The organism is Sporosarcina sp. NPDC096371 (assembly GCF_044762865.1).
GTDB lineage: Bacteria > Bacillota > Bacilli > Bacillales_A > Planococcaceae > Sporosarcina.
The window spans coordinates 148,029-163,389 of the sequence record NZ_JBIWFE010000001.1 but is presented as its reverse complement, the minus strand read 5'-3'; the positions used below and the strand labels follow the sequence as shown (position 1 = coordinate 163,389).

The following is a 15,361-nucleotide window of genomic DNA, read 5'->3' as shown; positions in this document are numbered from 1 at the left end:
GTTAATATCTTCATCATAGCAGAGTTCGCCTTAGCCTTTCAAATGACAAGCAAACCAATCAGCAGCTTGTAGCATTCCAGTTCTCGAAACTGCATGCCCAGCCGAGTCATCTGAAACAAATACAAAGTGTTCTGGGTTAGTAGCATAATCTTTTTTCACAGCTTCATAAAATCGATGTGTCGGCTCATAAGGTACGACGGTATCTTGCTTGCCATGCCAAAAATAAACGGGTCTGTTATTCAGTGCAGAGGCATGTTTTGTCAAATCGAACGTCGACAAAGTATCCAATAACCTTTGTTTTTCTTCATGAGTGATTGGCAATGTAAAACCACTACGTTCAAATTGTGTCATTTGCGCATTCGACAACTCGACGAATCCTGGCGCCCCCATCATAACCGTTGCCGTATCGATCCAAGGATACACAGCCAAGCAACCTAGTGTACTAATACCACCCATCGATGTGCCACCCACGCCGATTTTTTCAGTTGTAGCTAGTTCACGTTTGATAAGCTCTTCCCTTAATAAGTCGACTTCCTCAATCGTCGTCAAAACGATTTCCCAAAAGCGAAGGCTTAGTTGGGCCTCGTCTAAATTTTCATCGCGTGCGCCATGTAAATGCAGATCCGGAAGTAGGACACGAATCCCTTTTTTCGCGATATTATGGGCATAATGTAGATTATGCTCTTTGGCACTCGTAAAACCATGTAGGAAAATGACCACGGGGACTTGTTGATCTTGAAACTCGTCCTCCACTATATGCAATAAAGGGATATGACCCCACTTTTCTTCATTTACAATCACGCGCAACACACCTTTGCCTTTTGAATTAAGCGTAACAAAGTTTTTCTAAAAAAACAAAAAGGACGTTTGCTCAGAGGTGATTTTTGACTTTGACATCCAAATAACGATAGACTATTTAAATAGAAGGAGGCGTTTTTTTGAAACCACATTTAATCGTCCTTGACCTTGACGGGACATTGCTAACAGATGAAAAAATCATATCCGCTAAAACTGCACATACACTTAAAATAGCAGAAGAACAAGGCCATCACGTCATGATTGCAACAGGAAGGCCCTATCGTGCAAGTGAAGTGTATTACCGCCAACTCGGGCTTAAAACACCGATTGTCAATTTCAATGGTGCGTTCGTCCACCATCCAGGAAATGCATCTTGGAAAACGATTCATGAGACGATTTCTCTTCCAGTTGTCAATGAAGTCATTGACGCCATGCAGCAATTTCCTATCCAAAATATAGTTGCAGAAGTAATGGATGACGTCTACATGCATTACCATGATGAAAAACTTCTCGATATCTTTGGTTTTGGCAATCCCCAGATTTTACAGGGAGATATACGCCAATCCTTACAAATGAACCCAACAAGTTTGCTCATTCAAGCAGAAGAACAGTCGGTGGATACCATTCGACGTCACCTTGCCGATGTACATGCAGAAGTGATTGATCATCGCCGCTGGGGTGCACCTTGGCATGTCATCGAAATCATTCGCCACGGCTTACATAAAGCAGTCGGTATTTCACATGTTGCCAAATGGATGGACATCCCTCAGGAAAGAATTATCGCCTTTGGTGATGAAGATAATGACCTTGAAATGATTGACTATGCCGGCGTTGGTGTAGCGATGGGGAATGCTATTGATCGATTAAAATCGATCGCAAATGAAGTAACAGACACGAATAACGAAGATGGCATTGCGAAGGTGCTCCGTGAAAGGTTACACTTGAGCTAACGACAATTAACCATTGGGAGGATTTACATGAGAATTTTTGCGGATAGCGCTTGCGATCTACCAAAATCGTTTTTTAAAGATAACGATGTCACGCTTTTTCCCTTACGTGTCCTCATTGACGACAACGAGTATGATGATATCTTATCGATTGATCCAAAAGACGTTTACAATGCCATCCGGAACGGCAAACAGCCAAAAACCTCACAAGTTTCTCCGGAACTATTTCTTGAAAACTGGCAGCAACTAGCTTCGTCTGGCGAAGAAGGCATCTATATTGCCTTTTCGTCTGAATTATCGGGAACACATGATACTGCTGTCATGACTAGCAAACAAGTGAAAGAAACCGATCCAGATACAACACTTATCATTATTGACTCGAAATGTGCTTCTCTCGGCTATGGCCTTCTTGTTAAAGAAGCCGTTCGCCTACGTGACAACGGAGAGAGTCTGCAAGATATCGAGAAAAAGATTCGCTTTATGGCGGAGCATATGGAGCACTTATTCACAGTGGAGGATTTGGATTATATGGCACGGGGTGGACGTGTGTCCAAAACAAGTGCATTTATCGGTGGGCTATTAAATATCAAGCCGCTTCTCCATGTCGAAGCTGGTAAACTTGTACCAATTGAAAAACACCGTGGACGTAAGAAAGTACTGCGCCGTATGACTGAACTAATGGCTGAACGTGGCGACCATCTGGCCGATCAAACCATTGCCATTAGCCATGCGGACGATGAAAATATTGCACTCGAACTGAAAGCCTTGGCCGATGAATTATTCCGCCCGAAAAGTATCGAAATCCACATGATTGGCTCTACCATTGGCGCGCATACTGGCCCCGGTACCGTCGCAATCTTTTTCTTAAATAAATTACCGTGAATGAAAAAACACCTAGACATAATGTCTAGGTGTTTTTATATCAATATAAGTTACACTTATTGTGCAGCTGCTTTTTTATTTTTTCTTGCTCTTTTCAAAACGATAAAGAGGAATCCAAAGAATAATACATAGATTGAAATTGATGCAATCAGATAAGGAATATTGTACCCTGTTTCTTCATCTGCAATATAAATTTCAGCTACTTCCCGATCGAGTACCACGCGGAACATCCCGTCTTTGCCTTCTTTAATAAGGTCATTATCGAGTACACCACGTAATTTTTTATTGTCCCCAATCACTTCTTTTGGAATCGCAAAACTCGATGTTTGTGTCGTATTATTTAACGCGATGATCCATGTTTCTTCATCTGAAGATCGTTTAAATATCGAAAAGCCATCTTCATTATGCAATATTTCAAAATCACCCTTACGGAATGTTTCTGATGTGTTCCGTAACTGGTTCAGTCCACCGATAAATTCAACTAATTCCTGATCAATCTTGTAGTTCATGAGCTGATGACTTTCTGGTGCTGATTTCCCGTTCACCGCGATTTCAGTCCCGTATGGCATAATTGGCGTTCCTGGCATTGCAAACAAAGCAGCTGCCGCCAATTTCCATCGAGTTGGCGGGAACATTCTCGACTCTACAATGTCGTATGTGTAACGTGGCCCCGTCAAATCATCGAGTTGGATCAATTCCTTGTCCGCTGGATTACTAAATATTGAAAGTGGCGACGTATCTGCTTCAAATGACGCAAATGACTTTCTTAATGCATTCATCTTGTCCAGATTCGGTACAGCATCAAAGTTCGCATCACTCACCTCATTGGTCAACACATAAGCTTGTGGATTTGCTTGTTTCACTGCCTCAATCACTTCATTCAGAAATGCGGTATCAATTTCTCCAATTTTCGTTAAGCGTATACCATCCAATTTATACGTATCTACAAATTTGACAATAGCCTCTTTCACGGCCTGTTGTACGGCTACATCTGAATAATCCCAGTCAATTGTTCCATCAGTGGCAGGGATTGTCTTCAAGGTACCCTCTTTTGCCCACACATGATTCGCACTGACACCAGCTAACGGAAAATCAGCAATGACGGACATATCATTTTTGTGGATGTTTTTAATCAGCTCATTCAATTCTTTATCCGTTCCGAAATGTGGTTCAAGCTTCGAATAATCAAGCACTTTGCTTCCATCATAAGATTCTGTTGCAAAGATAGGGCCAAGTGAAATTAGCGTAAAGCCCATGTCGATAATATGCTGTAAACGGTTTTCAATCCCGATGAAATCGCCACCGTTGAATGCACTTAAATCTTGCGTATCTACATTATAATCATTGCTTCCAACGCCATTGTTATAACGATCGACTAGCAAATCATATATACTTTCGTCCTCTATTGTTCGCTCAGTCTTTGCGAAAACCCCAGTAGGATGTAGGGTAGTAACAAGTAACAGCGTAGTGATAATAAGTCCAAACCATTTCTTCGCTTTCACAAAAAAGCCTCCTCAAAATAAGCCATCTTTAATTACTTTACCAAACGATACACACTACTGCCATCGTTTGAATGTTAAAATGAAAACCTTCTCCTCAAATGGGTCTATATTGTGAATAAATAAAGATACCTTTTAGGCCACGTCTGTTGATTAAACAATAGGCGCTACGAGTATAGTTGCATTTGGAACGCTTAGGATTGAATGACTTTTATACAATTACCGAGATGTTTGGATGTGTAGGGATGCGATTTCATCGCATCCCTACACATTCTTTTCGGTAATCGTATGGTGGTCATTCATCCTTCGCCCTCCAAATACGCAGATACACGGAGTGCTGAAGCTTTTTGGGACGAAAGCATAGCTGGCTTCTTTCCGGGAGAGAAGTCGCCAAAGATGCAATTTTGGCGGCTGATGCTTTCTCTATGGTGTTTTCTTCTATTATTTTTAAAGAATCGTTACTTTCTAAAATGTATCACATGGTTAGGTGCATAATCATTGCTCAAAGTAAGTTAGGAATGCGTTGTACAACGATCTAGAGTGCTCGAAATTACATCTTCGGGCACTTACACTTTCTATAGATAGTCATCTATTCTTCACTTTCAATACAACTGCATTTCCACTTGAACATTATAGGTACGCGACAGGCTATTAATCACGACAAGATAACAGAAAAGTGTGGCTAGAAATGACGAAGTCATTTCTAGCCACACTGCCCCACGGTAAATCTGTCGTGATTAATTCGCCGAAAGCGGACCGAAAATGGTCCAGTGAAAATTGAGGTTTTCAAGCCCTTCTCAACAGAATTTCATGCAAGTAAGTGGTTAATCGACAGACGTGCTTTTTAGACGGCAAAAAACCTGCTGAACACTGCCAGCAGGTTTTTCAATCGTTATACCTATCATTTACATTACTTGTAGTCTTCCTTTTTTTCGAATGAACGAAGACGGAAATGGCAAACAGCGCCATTAGCATCAAGACAACTATAAGGAAAATTGGTCCGATACTTGTTTCCATCCTCATACCTCCCTATTCAACTCGATTAAGCGAACCAAGCAATCCCCACTGGAAGTTTGAATCCAAGGAATAGTGTTGCTAATAGGAATACGAAAAACAGAATCCACACTACCTTAACACTTTTCTCTTTTGCCGAACGGACAAGTACCATTTCCATCATACCGATTGTCAGAAGGCCAAGTAAGAATTTAACACCGTAAAGGGCTGCATCGCCACCAGAGTATTTCATAAATAACATGAATCCAGATAGCAAGATTAACACATAGAATAGACGTGCAATCATATGTGCAATTTTTCTACCTTTTGATCTGCTATCCAAGCCTGCCGCTACGATGAAGATAATAATTCCTACAACCCATGTGAAAATGTGGAAATGAGTCGTGTTTGCTAATACGTCCAAAATAGTCACCTCATTATATTATTGTACCTAAATAATCGTAACATAATATAATATACCGTGCCAGTTACTGACACGTCCGTTCCCTTGCTATATATGTCGAAATAAAGAATCTTACCAACCTTGTTTGACGCTTAAGGAAGGATTGAACTACATCCTTCGCTGGCGATTAGGAGAAAATCATAAGTTCAACATATATAGAAATCTATAATCAATTAAACGTATTCACCAGCGTGCCAATACCTTCAATCGAAATCTTTACTGTATCGCCTTTTTTCAAATATGTTGGCGGCTTCATTCCCTTTCCAACGCCCGCAGGAGTCCCTGTCAAAATGACATCACCCGGTTCAAGTGTCACAAAACGTGAAATTTCCGCAATCAATTCATCTATTTTAAAAATCATAGACGCTGTATTGCCATTCTGTCTGACCTCATCATTCACTTTTGTCACGACGGATAAGTTATGTGCATTCGGGATTTCATCTTTCGTCACCACATAAGGTCCCATCGGGCAGGATCCATCTAGGCTTTTACCAAGGAAAAATTGGCCATGGGCGACTTGAACGTCGCGCGCTGTCACGTCATTCGCAATTGTATACCCAAATACGTGATCATACGCCAGCTGTTTCGGGATATTGTTCCCTTTTTTGCTGATGACGATCGCAAGTTCCCCTTCATAATCCAAGCTATCCGTCACTCCAGCATGAATCGGTAAATCTTGTTCATCCGCAGCGATTGTAGTCGGAGATTTTGTGAAGATCATCAATTTTTCAGGCGGTGCTCCTGCACCCATTTCTGCAGCATGATCTGCATAATTCTTACCAACACATAAGACATTTTTAGGTGTTCTTGGAATCGGAGCCAACCATTCGATGTCTGTGAATGTATATTTGAAGCGGTCAGGATTGTCACCCTCACGTGCCTGTTCCGCAAGCTTCCTTACTTGTTCAACAAAGTCCATTCCGCGTGCGATACCTTCCGTGATTGTTTGCGGAAAGTCAGGATCCCCAAATGCTTCTGCAATAGACAACATGTCCCATACCGCATCTTCCCTTTTCACTTTTGGCCCAAATAATGTTCGACCCTCGTAACGGAACGACAATAATTTCATCTTCAAACCCATCCCTTCAGTAAGTGGTTTCCCTTATTCTTTATTGTTACGACAAACGATGACCTTTTCCCTCTTTATTCGGCAAATTCTTTCCGTACGTCGCTTTTCGCCATAGCCATTCAAGTGGGCCCATACTAAATTTCATCAGCCAAAGTTCTGCAAAGATTACTTGGATGACGAATACACCGATCGCTATCCATAAGCCCGTTGCCAAATCAAGTTTGCCGTACATACCAAAACCATATGCGTAAAAGATCGTTGTCGCCACAACCGACTGCGTAATATACGTTGTCAGTGACATTCTGCCCGCTTTGGTAACAGGGCGGAACACCGTACGGAATAACGGAATTTGGCTTAGCAACAATAACAGACCAACATAGCCTGCAGCTAACACCGGTCCACCGAATAAGGATTGCAACATTTGAGCAGCAGAAGTTGGCTCTCCCATAAACGGCATTGCTTTCAGCCAAATTCCCACAGCTAGTGCAACGACTGTGAAGACCACAATGCGCCCTTTCATCTCACCGGCATGTTCAAGCACTTTCCATTTTGACAGCCCCGCTCCTATCATAATCAGTGGCAAGACAATGATCAGTCCTCCAAACACCCCGAAAAAGCCAAACATTAACCATTCAAAAAAACGGAAGCTAAAAATTTCTCCATACGTACCAAGACTATACGCACTAATCGCTAGTTCAATTTGTTGGATATCTGCATACCCTGCCAATAAGGAGTTCGGACTCGCTTTCTCCACCAAATAGGTCACTCCATATAAGAGTCCATTTGGAATGATATACAAAAGAGCCGCAATGGGTAGGATCCACTTTTTCGAAATTCTTACAAACGCAAGCATGATAAAGCCCATAGCCGCATACGTAAATAACACATCGCCCGACCAAACGAGTAAGGCATGAATCACCCCAAAGCCCAATAAGATAGCTAGTCGTCTCGCCATGATCGGAGCAAATGATGTCCCGTTCGCAAGGGCCTTTTCATATTGCATATTCAATCCATAGCCGAATAACATTGCAAAAATGGGATAAAAGCTACCTTCTATAAAAATATCAATCCCCTTAAACGTCGCCATATCTCCTGGACTACTAAACCATGTATACGGATCCATATACAGATAAGGCCACTGGAAATGGATCATATTCGCTATAAATATACCTAGCAATGCGAAGCCTCGAAGTAAATCGAGAACTTCTACACGATTGCTTAGACTTGTTGGTGTAACCTTCAACGTCATTCCCCCTGAATTGTAACAGTCCTTTGTCCATCAAATAGATAGAGGACCATTTCTTTAATATCGATTTTCATAATCGATTCAATTGCCTTTTTATACAAATTCAATTGAATGCCATAACGTTGCTGCATTTCCGCATTAAGTTCTTCATCGGAATTGTAGCGTCCCTGCACTTTATCCGTTTTATAATCGAGCAATACCCAACCATCCTGATCTTCAAATAAACAATCCGCAATTCCCTGTAAGATCTGATAGTCACCATCTGCATCACTATGTGCATAGGTAAACGGCAATTCACGTGCCACTTGTTTAGCATTTTGCAACCTTGTAGCAATGGACAACTTGAAAAAACGAGCGACTGATTGTACGTCTATCATCTTCGCTTCTTCCGCCGTCAGTAACTGCCGTTCCGTCAATCCCAATACCAGTTTCTCGACATCCACGGCCGTACATTCTTTGCCAATATCAATATGTTGCATAACCGTATGCATAGATGTCCCGATTTCCGCTGCGGATAATGCTCGTGTCTGCATGAATACAGGACGATCATGCAGATAAGCTGTACTTACTTCATCACTTTTTGTCACAACAAGATCATCCGCTTGCTGCTCAAGAATCGCCAACCGTTTCAACTCACTGACCGTTTGCTTGGATTTTTTCGAAACGGAAGCCTCAAAAGAATATTTCGCATCAAAACGTCGTTTCACTTCCGCCAGTATATCAGGATTGACTTCTTCAATCGGCAACGTATCCAGTGGTTCCGCCGCCTCTTCGTCCGTTCCCTCCGCTTTCGTAAAGAAGGCAGAAACCGGTAACGCATCAATCCGCCAAATGGAAGCATCCGACATCAGCTGCCCACCAGGGATACCGCCAAATTTCTCGAACGCTGGGTGCCGCGCAACAGCAGGACCAATCCAATCCAAATACCCGTTTGCACGTGACCGCGTGTATTCTGGCAACATCAAATCTGAATCTATTAACTGTGCGTCCTGCCATTTAATAATCGACTTCTGAATATCCTTCACCGACGCGATGATTTCAAGATGTTCCTTGGCCCGCGTCATCGCAACATAAAGTACGCGCATCTCTTCCGAACGCATTTCAAGTTCCTTCTGTTCTTTCATGGCAAGGAATGGCAAGGATGTATACGTAATTCGATTATCCGGATCAATCGCTTTGACCGCAAGCCCAAAATGTTGATCGAACAAATACGGTTCATTGAAATCCATCTTATTAAATTTCCGACCTGCCCCCGCGATGAACACATAAGGGAACTCCAATCCTTTTGATGAATGAATCGTCATAATTCGAACGACATCTTCCTTCTCACTTAGTGAGCGGGCGGCGCCAAGATCATCCCCACGTTTTCTCATCCGATCCACAAAACGTAAAAAACGGAATAACCCACGGAACGATGTCTTTTCATAATCGATCGCACGATCATGCAAAGCACGTAAATTAGCCTGACGTTGTTTGCCATTTGCCATGGCGCCAACCATTTCATAGTAATGCGTATCGGCATACACTTGCCAAATTAGTTCCGACAATGAACCGCGTCGTGCCAAGTTTCGCCAGTCTTCAAACTGCATGAAAAACCGTTGCACTTTCTCTTGCGTTTCACTCGCCATCCCCGCTCCACCTGTCTCGACAAAACGCTTTAACGCTTCAAAGAACGGCTCATTTTTCCCAGCCAAACGGACTTGTGCCAATTCATTTTCCGTCATGCCAATAAATGGCGCACGTAGGACGGATGCTAGCGGAATATCCTGATATGGGTTGTCAATGACACGTAACGTGTTCAACATAATCATCACTTCAAGCGCATCAAAATAACCACGAGACAATTCCGCATAAATAGGAATGCCCACCAGCTTAAATTCTTCCGCAATTTCGCCTGACCACGTCATAGAACGCATCAAGATAACGATATCCCGGTATTCTAGCGGACGTTTTTTGTCACTGAATGCATCCGTCACTTCAGCACCCGACGCAATCAAGTCTTGAATTCTTTTAATCATGAAGCGTGCTTCTGCTTGTGAACTTTTCAAGCTTTGCCCCGCCAACTCGGATGCCTCATCCTGCTCTTCGGTCTCTTCCTCTTCATCATACAGCAGCGTCAAACCAGTCGTTACAGCTTTCTCAGGATAATTCGCCCCGTACTTTAGCGCCGCCGCATCGTCATATTCGATTTCACCAACACGCGTTCCCATCACTTGCGCAAACACGAAATTCGTCGCATCGAGCACTTCCTTACGACTCCGGAAATTAGCGTTCAAGTCGATTTTTAAACCTTGTTCGCCATCCCCCTCCGTAAACCGACTATATTTCCCGAGAAATAACATCGGTTCAGCCAGACGGAAACGGTAAATCGACTGCTTGACATCGCCCACCATGAACAAATTGCCATCCTGCTCTCCACCGCGCTTGATAAGCTGAATAATCGTCTCCTGCAATAAGTTGACATCCTGATACTCATCGACAAGTACTTCTTCAAAGCGCTTGCGATAATCCATGGCAATATCAGACGCTACTAGTTTGTCGTCTTGTTGCTGCGATAAAATTCGCAATGCATAATGCTCTAAATCAGAGAAATCGACAATACCTCGGTCAATCTTCAGCTGTTCATAGCGTTTGCCAAATTCCACGACAAGTTCAATGAGGGTATGCATCGTCGGTGCCATCAATCGAATTTCATCGAGCAAACGGGCTGGCGTCCTTGTGAAATAGGACTCTTTCAATGTAGTAATCACTTTTTTCACTGCATCACGTAGTGCTTTCGCTCGTTTGGCCAGTTCTTCATCACACGAATCCTTACGAATAGTGCCCGCTTTTGTCCATTTGAGAGCGCCAAAAAGTTCGTAGGTCTCCTGCCATGTACCTTCTGATATACGCCGAATTGCTTCATGAATCCACAACAAATCCGCTTCCGCCGTTGCGGCAAGGGGTTCCGGGCCATCTAGCATAAGTGCCATCCGCTTCATATCCCCTGTCAGCGCCGCCGCTTCTTCCAAAGAATGGCGAATCGCCGTTTTCAGTGGCTCCATAAATGAAAGTTCATCAATCGTAGTTGTTTCTCCAATTTCGTACTGGAGCGGAATGAGGCGCAGCCATTGTTCGGGCGATGGATGGACGCGGGAATAATCATATAACCGGTCTATCAGCGTCTCAATCGACTGATCATTTCGATCCGATGTGAAACTATCCGCTAAACGATACATTGCATCCGGATTTTCTGCGCTATAGGCTTCTTCTAATACATCGCCAATCGTATCATCACGCAATAATGCCGCTTCTGTGCTATCCGCAATTCGAAATCCTGGGTCAATATCAAGCAAATATGCATATTGCTTCACTACATTTAAACAGAATGAGTGCAATGTGGAAATCTGTGCTTTATTCAACAAATTTAATTGTCTCCTTAAGTGAACAGACCCCGGTCTTTCGGCAATCGCTTCTTCCAATGCTCCCGCCATTCTATGTCGCATTTCGGCAGCTGATGCATTGGTAAATGTCACAACAAGCAGTTCATCGACATCGATTGGATTTTTTTCGTCCAATACTTTTTCAATCATTCGGGTGATTAACACTTTCGTCTTGCCCGAACCAGCCGCAGCAGAAACAAGAATGTCTTTGCCCTTCGCCCAAATCGCTTTCCACTGGGCATCCGTAAACGTCAGCCCCTCAGGTTTCACGGGTATGTGCATCTCCTGTAACCTCCTTACGCATTTTTTCAAGAGATAAATCCGCATCCATTTCCGCATAGGAACGATGTGGTTCTGCCGGATCTGTCGGATCGAACTGGCAAACGGAACGGTACGAACAAAATTGACAGGGCATCTGATCACGCAATTTATAGGGATAAACGCGTGTATCCCCTGCAAGCATAGCGTCTCCGGCTTTCTGATGGCGCGTTCTGACAAAGGAACGCATCATTTGCAAGTCATCCGATGACAACACTTTCGATGATTTTGCAAACGTACCATCCGTTTTAATGGAAGCCGGGACAATCGCAGATGACCTGCCGATATCGGCATCCATCCCAATCACCACTTCTGGATTATCTAGCAGATAGCCTCTCATCTTATAGGATTTTGCAATTTCCGCTTCCAGTAGCGCCGGCGTCAATTCTGTCCCCGAACGAACCATTGGGTTATGGATATGCATGTACAAAACACCTGCAGGATCTGCATGAATGCCGAGCCACTCGTCAGCATTTTCAAGCGCCACATCGAGATACGTCATCATTTGCAACGACAAGCCGTAATAGACTTCTGTTAGGTCAAGGCTTCGCGCTGATGACTTATAATCCACAATACGGACGTAGTTTTTTCCACCAATTTCTGAGGCATCTATCCGGTCAATCCGACCGCGTAATTTCATCGTATCTCCGTGACGTAACGGAATTTCAAGTGACGGTAGCTCTTCCCCGGGTCCGAATCCCGCTTCAACGGCAATTGGTCTAAATACTGTCGATTTCGCCTGTGTACTGAGCGAATAGATGGTTCGCTGGATTATCTGCATGAGTTTACGCTTAATATATACATAACGACTTGTTGATAATAATATTCGATTAAAGAAATACGGTGAAATATCTTCAACTGCCGCTCTCGCCAAGTGCCAACACTCTTCTCTCGTCAACTCCGCCCACGACTTTCCAGTACGCATGGTTTCATCGGATACCCATTTAAGCGCCGCGTGAAATAAATCCCCGATGGCAGGCGCTTCCAGTGTGAATTCCGTCCGTTCACGTAAGCCAAGCCCAAACGATGCATAATGCTGGAAAGGACAGCTGTAATAAGACTCAATTCGTGACACACTGGAAACAAACGAATCTCCATACAGTCCCGCGGTCAACTCAGGTCGCAAGCGATCCGTCGATTTTTTGGCGTTCATCGGGCGGATAATATGACTAAACACAGAAGACCAATACGGATCGGCTTGGTAATAAGCCATCACCGCTCTCCATTCCTGTTCTAATATACCTGTGTGTTCCGCCTCTTTTAACTTCATAGAGGCATAAGGGAGCGCAGCCCGCGGATGACCAATGTAATCGAATTGATCCGTTTCTAAAGGTAACTCAGATGGGTCGGTAACAGCCAATATCGTTTCTGTCCCCGGTAATAGCTGCTTAATTCTTGCGCTATATAAGGATGGGATAAGGGCCTTCCCTTCTTCATCAGTAACCGGATACGACACATATAGTTTTTCGCGCGGGGAGGTAAACGCACGATACGCCATAAAGGTCTCGTCCATCAATTTCATTTTCGATGTCGGAGCGAGCTCAAAACCAATGTCTGAGAACCACTCACGATCCGCATCGGACAGCAGTCCTTCATTATCGACTCGTTTCGGCATCACACCATCGTTAACCCCAATAACAAATACTGCATCGATATCCATCAAATTTGACACTTCAATGTTCGACACCGTCACTTGATCGAGCGATGGCGGAATCCGTGCAAATTCAAGCGAATCGAATCCTTCATCCAAAATACGTGCCGCTTCCTTTGGATTCATATCTTTGTCCCCAAACATCAGTACAAACTGATCAAGGACATTAATCCAACCATTCCAAGCCTGTTCGTGCTCCGTTGCGCCAAGTAATCGTCCGGCCCGTTCTTCTTCCGCACGCAGATCGATAATTTTATCAAAAACATGTAATCTTTCCATCAATAAAAACAGGGCTTCCGCTACATCACGACCACTTTTCGAACCTTTCAACCGTTTTTCAAACGCAGCTAGCGGTTCCCGAATTTCATCACGAATCAGATGTAATTCCTTCTCCATTGCACGTTCTTCATCGGTCTGTACATCCGTATACAATTCCAAGCCACGATATTTCTTCACCCGCCAACGGCTATCATCAAACCAGCGTTGGCCATAGATGCCATGCGCTAAAACGTAGTTTTCAAGACGGTCCGCCCGGTCACGCCACAGTAACTTATTTTCTCGGTGTGGGAAAAAGAGGTCCGTCTTCACCGCACGAAACACTGACTCATACGACCAGCCCGATGTCACAGCTTCCAAAATCGAACGCGAAAACTCTATCAGAGGGTGATGCAACATCGGCTTTTTCTGGCTGATAAACACCGGAATGTCGTATTGCGGGAAAATCGTTTCAATCAGTTCATCATACTTTTCTGGTTGCCGATACAAAATCGCAATATCTTTATAACGTTTGCCGCTTTGCATGAATGCTCGAATCTGACGCGCCACAGCCTGAATTTCTGCATGTCGATCCGCCGCTTCCATCAAGACAATATGGCCATCTGACTGCTTAGGTTGCGCAGGATAATGATCAAATTCCGCTTCCAAATGCCGAAGGTCTCCGTTTCCAAAACGCATTGTTTCCGCTAAATATACATCTTCTTCTACCTCAATTGACTCAACTCGTGCCAACTCTCGCAACTTAACGGATGTCCGTACCGGATTGAAAAACAATTCATGATTGCCAAATCCGGTTTGCGTTCCTTCCATCGGTAACACAACCGTTACACGCTTTGCATGTTTCATCAGTTCCGTGACGATTTCGTATTCCCTAGTCGTAAAGTTTTCGAAACCATCTAGATAGATGTCAGCTCCTTGCAATAGATCCGAATGGGTAATTTGCGAAGCAAGTAAAGCCAGATGACCTTCACTATCGACAAAAGTCGTCCCTAGCTTCTCTTCAATTTTCGTCAGCAAAAGCGACAAATCACTCGCTTTATCGAGCAATGTCCGCGGTGCTTGAGCAGTTGCGAGTTCGTCGTAAAGATTCCCCATCGTTTGGTGGTCCAGGCAATAACGGCTAAACTCCTTCAACAAATCCCCAATCATTTCCGTAAAACCACGTTTGCTTGCTGCTTGACGGAATAATTTGAACTCGTCACGATTGTCTTCCAACACACTCCTCACAAGCATTCGATACCCGAAACCATCGACTTCCTTGCGTGTAATGCCACCTGTTTCTTGTAGTACTCGCCATGCCAACCGTTTAAACGTCAACACTTGCGCACGAATAATCCCTTGCAAGCCATAGTTGACAGACAAACTATGCTCCATCGCAAATGACATTTGGTCAGGTACTATGACAATAATCGGCGCACCCACAGGATCCCGTCCAAGTTCCGCAGCAATTTCCTGCTTGATGAACGTCGTTTTTCCTGCGCCCGATCTACCGGTTATGAAACGTAATGACATGGAATCCCCTCCTTTTTCATGAATATGTATGATATGTTCCTCATTTGCTTGCACACAGAAATGATTTGATTGCAAGTCGAGTCCAAAATCCCGAAAAAACCCGTCCTCTTCCTTTCCATTGTACAGAATGTTAAGGAGGACAGGAACTAATTAAGTGAGGGAATCTACAATCAAACCTACATACCAAAAAAAGAAGAGAGGAAGTATGGCTCCTTCCCCTCTTCTTATGAAACAAATGATTAGGTTTTGATGTTGCATACTAACGTCCGGTACCCGTAGTCCGGA

General features: G+C 43.7%; 10 protein-coding genes. 2 read left to right on the top strand and 8 right to left on the bottom strand.

Annotated features, from left to right (window positions below; translation table 11 throughout):
* Positions 1–30: 30 nt before the first annotated feature.
* Positions 31–801, bottom strand: a complete 771-nt coding sequence (locus ACIQ0H_RS00720) for an alpha/beta fold hydrolase (protein ID WP_403409478.1) — start codon at positions 799–801, stop codon at positions 31–33.
* Between the two features lie 137 nt (positions 802–938).
* Between ACIQ0H_RS00720 and ACIQ0H_RS00715 the strand changes: the two genes are divergently transcribed.
* Positions 939–1,748 (top strand): Cof-type HAD-IIB family hydrolase, encoded by an 810-nt coding sequence (locus ACIQ0H_RS00715; protein ID WP_403409475.1) that lies wholly within the window; start codon positions 939–941, stop codon positions 1,746–1,748.
* Between the two features lie 27 nt (positions 1,749–1,775).
* Entirely contained in the window at positions 1,776–2,627 is an 852-nt protein-coding gene (locus ACIQ0H_RS00710; RefSeq protein WP_403409472.1) for a DegV family protein, read from the top strand.
* 56 nt (positions 2,628–2,683) lie between these two features.
* Here ACIQ0H_RS00710 and ACIQ0H_RS00705 read toward each other — a convergent pair whose 3' ends face one another.
* The 7 genes from ACIQ0H_RS00705 to addB form a co-directional block, all read right to left on the bottom strand.
* A complete protein-coding gene (locus ACIQ0H_RS00705) occupies positions 2,684–4,129 on the bottom strand; it encodes an alpha-amylase family glycosyl hydrolase (protein ID WP_403409469.1) in 1,446 nt (481 codons plus the stop codon).
* A gap of 882 nt (positions 4,130–5,011) precedes the next feature.
* Positions 5,012–5,143: a hypothetical protein gene (locus ACIQ0H_RS00700; protein ID WP_403409466.1), complete on the bottom strand. Its 132-nt coding sequence runs from the start codon at positions 5,141–5,143 to the stop codon at positions 5,012–5,014.
* Between the two features lie 25 nt (positions 5,144–5,168).
* Positions 5,169–5,543 carry a YisL family protein gene (locus ACIQ0H_RS00695; RefSeq protein WP_403409463.1) on the bottom strand — a complete coding sequence of 125 codons (375 nt, stop codon included), beginning with the start codon at positions 5,541–5,543 and terminating at the stop codon, positions 5,169–5,171.
* A gap of 208 nt (positions 5,544–5,751) precedes the next feature.
* Positions 5,752–6,651: a fumarylacetoacetate hydrolase family protein gene (locus ACIQ0H_RS00690; protein ID WP_403412277.1), complete on the bottom strand. Its 900-nt coding sequence runs from the start codon at positions 6,649–6,651 to the stop codon at positions 5,752–5,754.
* A gap of 46 nt (positions 6,652–6,697) precedes the next feature.
* Positions 6,698–7,894, bottom strand: coding sequence for a DUF418 domain-containing protein (locus tag ACIQ0H_RS00685; protein ID WP_403409460.1), 1,197 nt, complete (start codon positions 7,892–7,894; stop codon positions 6,698–6,700).
* Positions 7,895–7,896: 2 nt separating this feature from the next.
* The gene (gene addA, locus ACIQ0H_RS00680; RefSeq protein ID WP_403409457.1) at positions 7,897–11,601 is read right to left on the bottom strand and encodes a helicase-exonuclease AddAB subunit AddA; all 3,705 of its coding nucleotides are present in this window, start codon (positions 11,599–11,601) and stop codon (positions 7,897–7,899) included.
* Positions 11,579–15,076, bottom strand: a complete 3,498-nt coding sequence (addB, locus tag ACIQ0H_RS00675; protein WP_403409454.1) for a helicase-exonuclease AddAB subunit AddB — start codon at positions 15,074–15,076, stop codon at positions 11,579–11,581. The genes addA and addB overlap by 23 nt, the downstream gene beginning before the upstream one ends.
* Between the last annotated feature and the right edge of the window lie 285 nt (positions 15,077–15,361).

What these genes read in the sequence shown, in the direction of transcription:
- ACIQ0H_RS00710 (WP_403409472.1), top strand. Translation starts at nt 1,776, where the DNA reads ATGAGAATTTTTGCGGATAGCGCTTGCGATCTACCAAAATCGTTTTTT.
- ACIQ0H_RS00700 (WP_403409466.1), bottom strand. Translation starts at nt 5,143, where the DNA reads ATGGAAACAAGTATCGGACCAATTTTCCTTATAGTTGTCTTGATGCTA.
- ACIQ0H_RS00690 (WP_403412277.1), bottom strand. Translation starts at nt 6,651, where the DNA reads ATGAAATTATTGTCGTTCCGTTACGAGGGTCGAACATTATTTGGGCCA.
- addA (WP_403409457.1), bottom strand. Translation starts at nt 11,601, where the DNA reads ATGCACATACCCGTGAAACCTGAGGGGCTGACGTTTACGGATGCCCAG.
- addB (WP_403409454.1), bottom strand. Translation starts at nt 15,076, where the DNA reads ATGTCATTACGTTTCATAACCGGTAGATCGGGCGCAGGAAAAACGACG.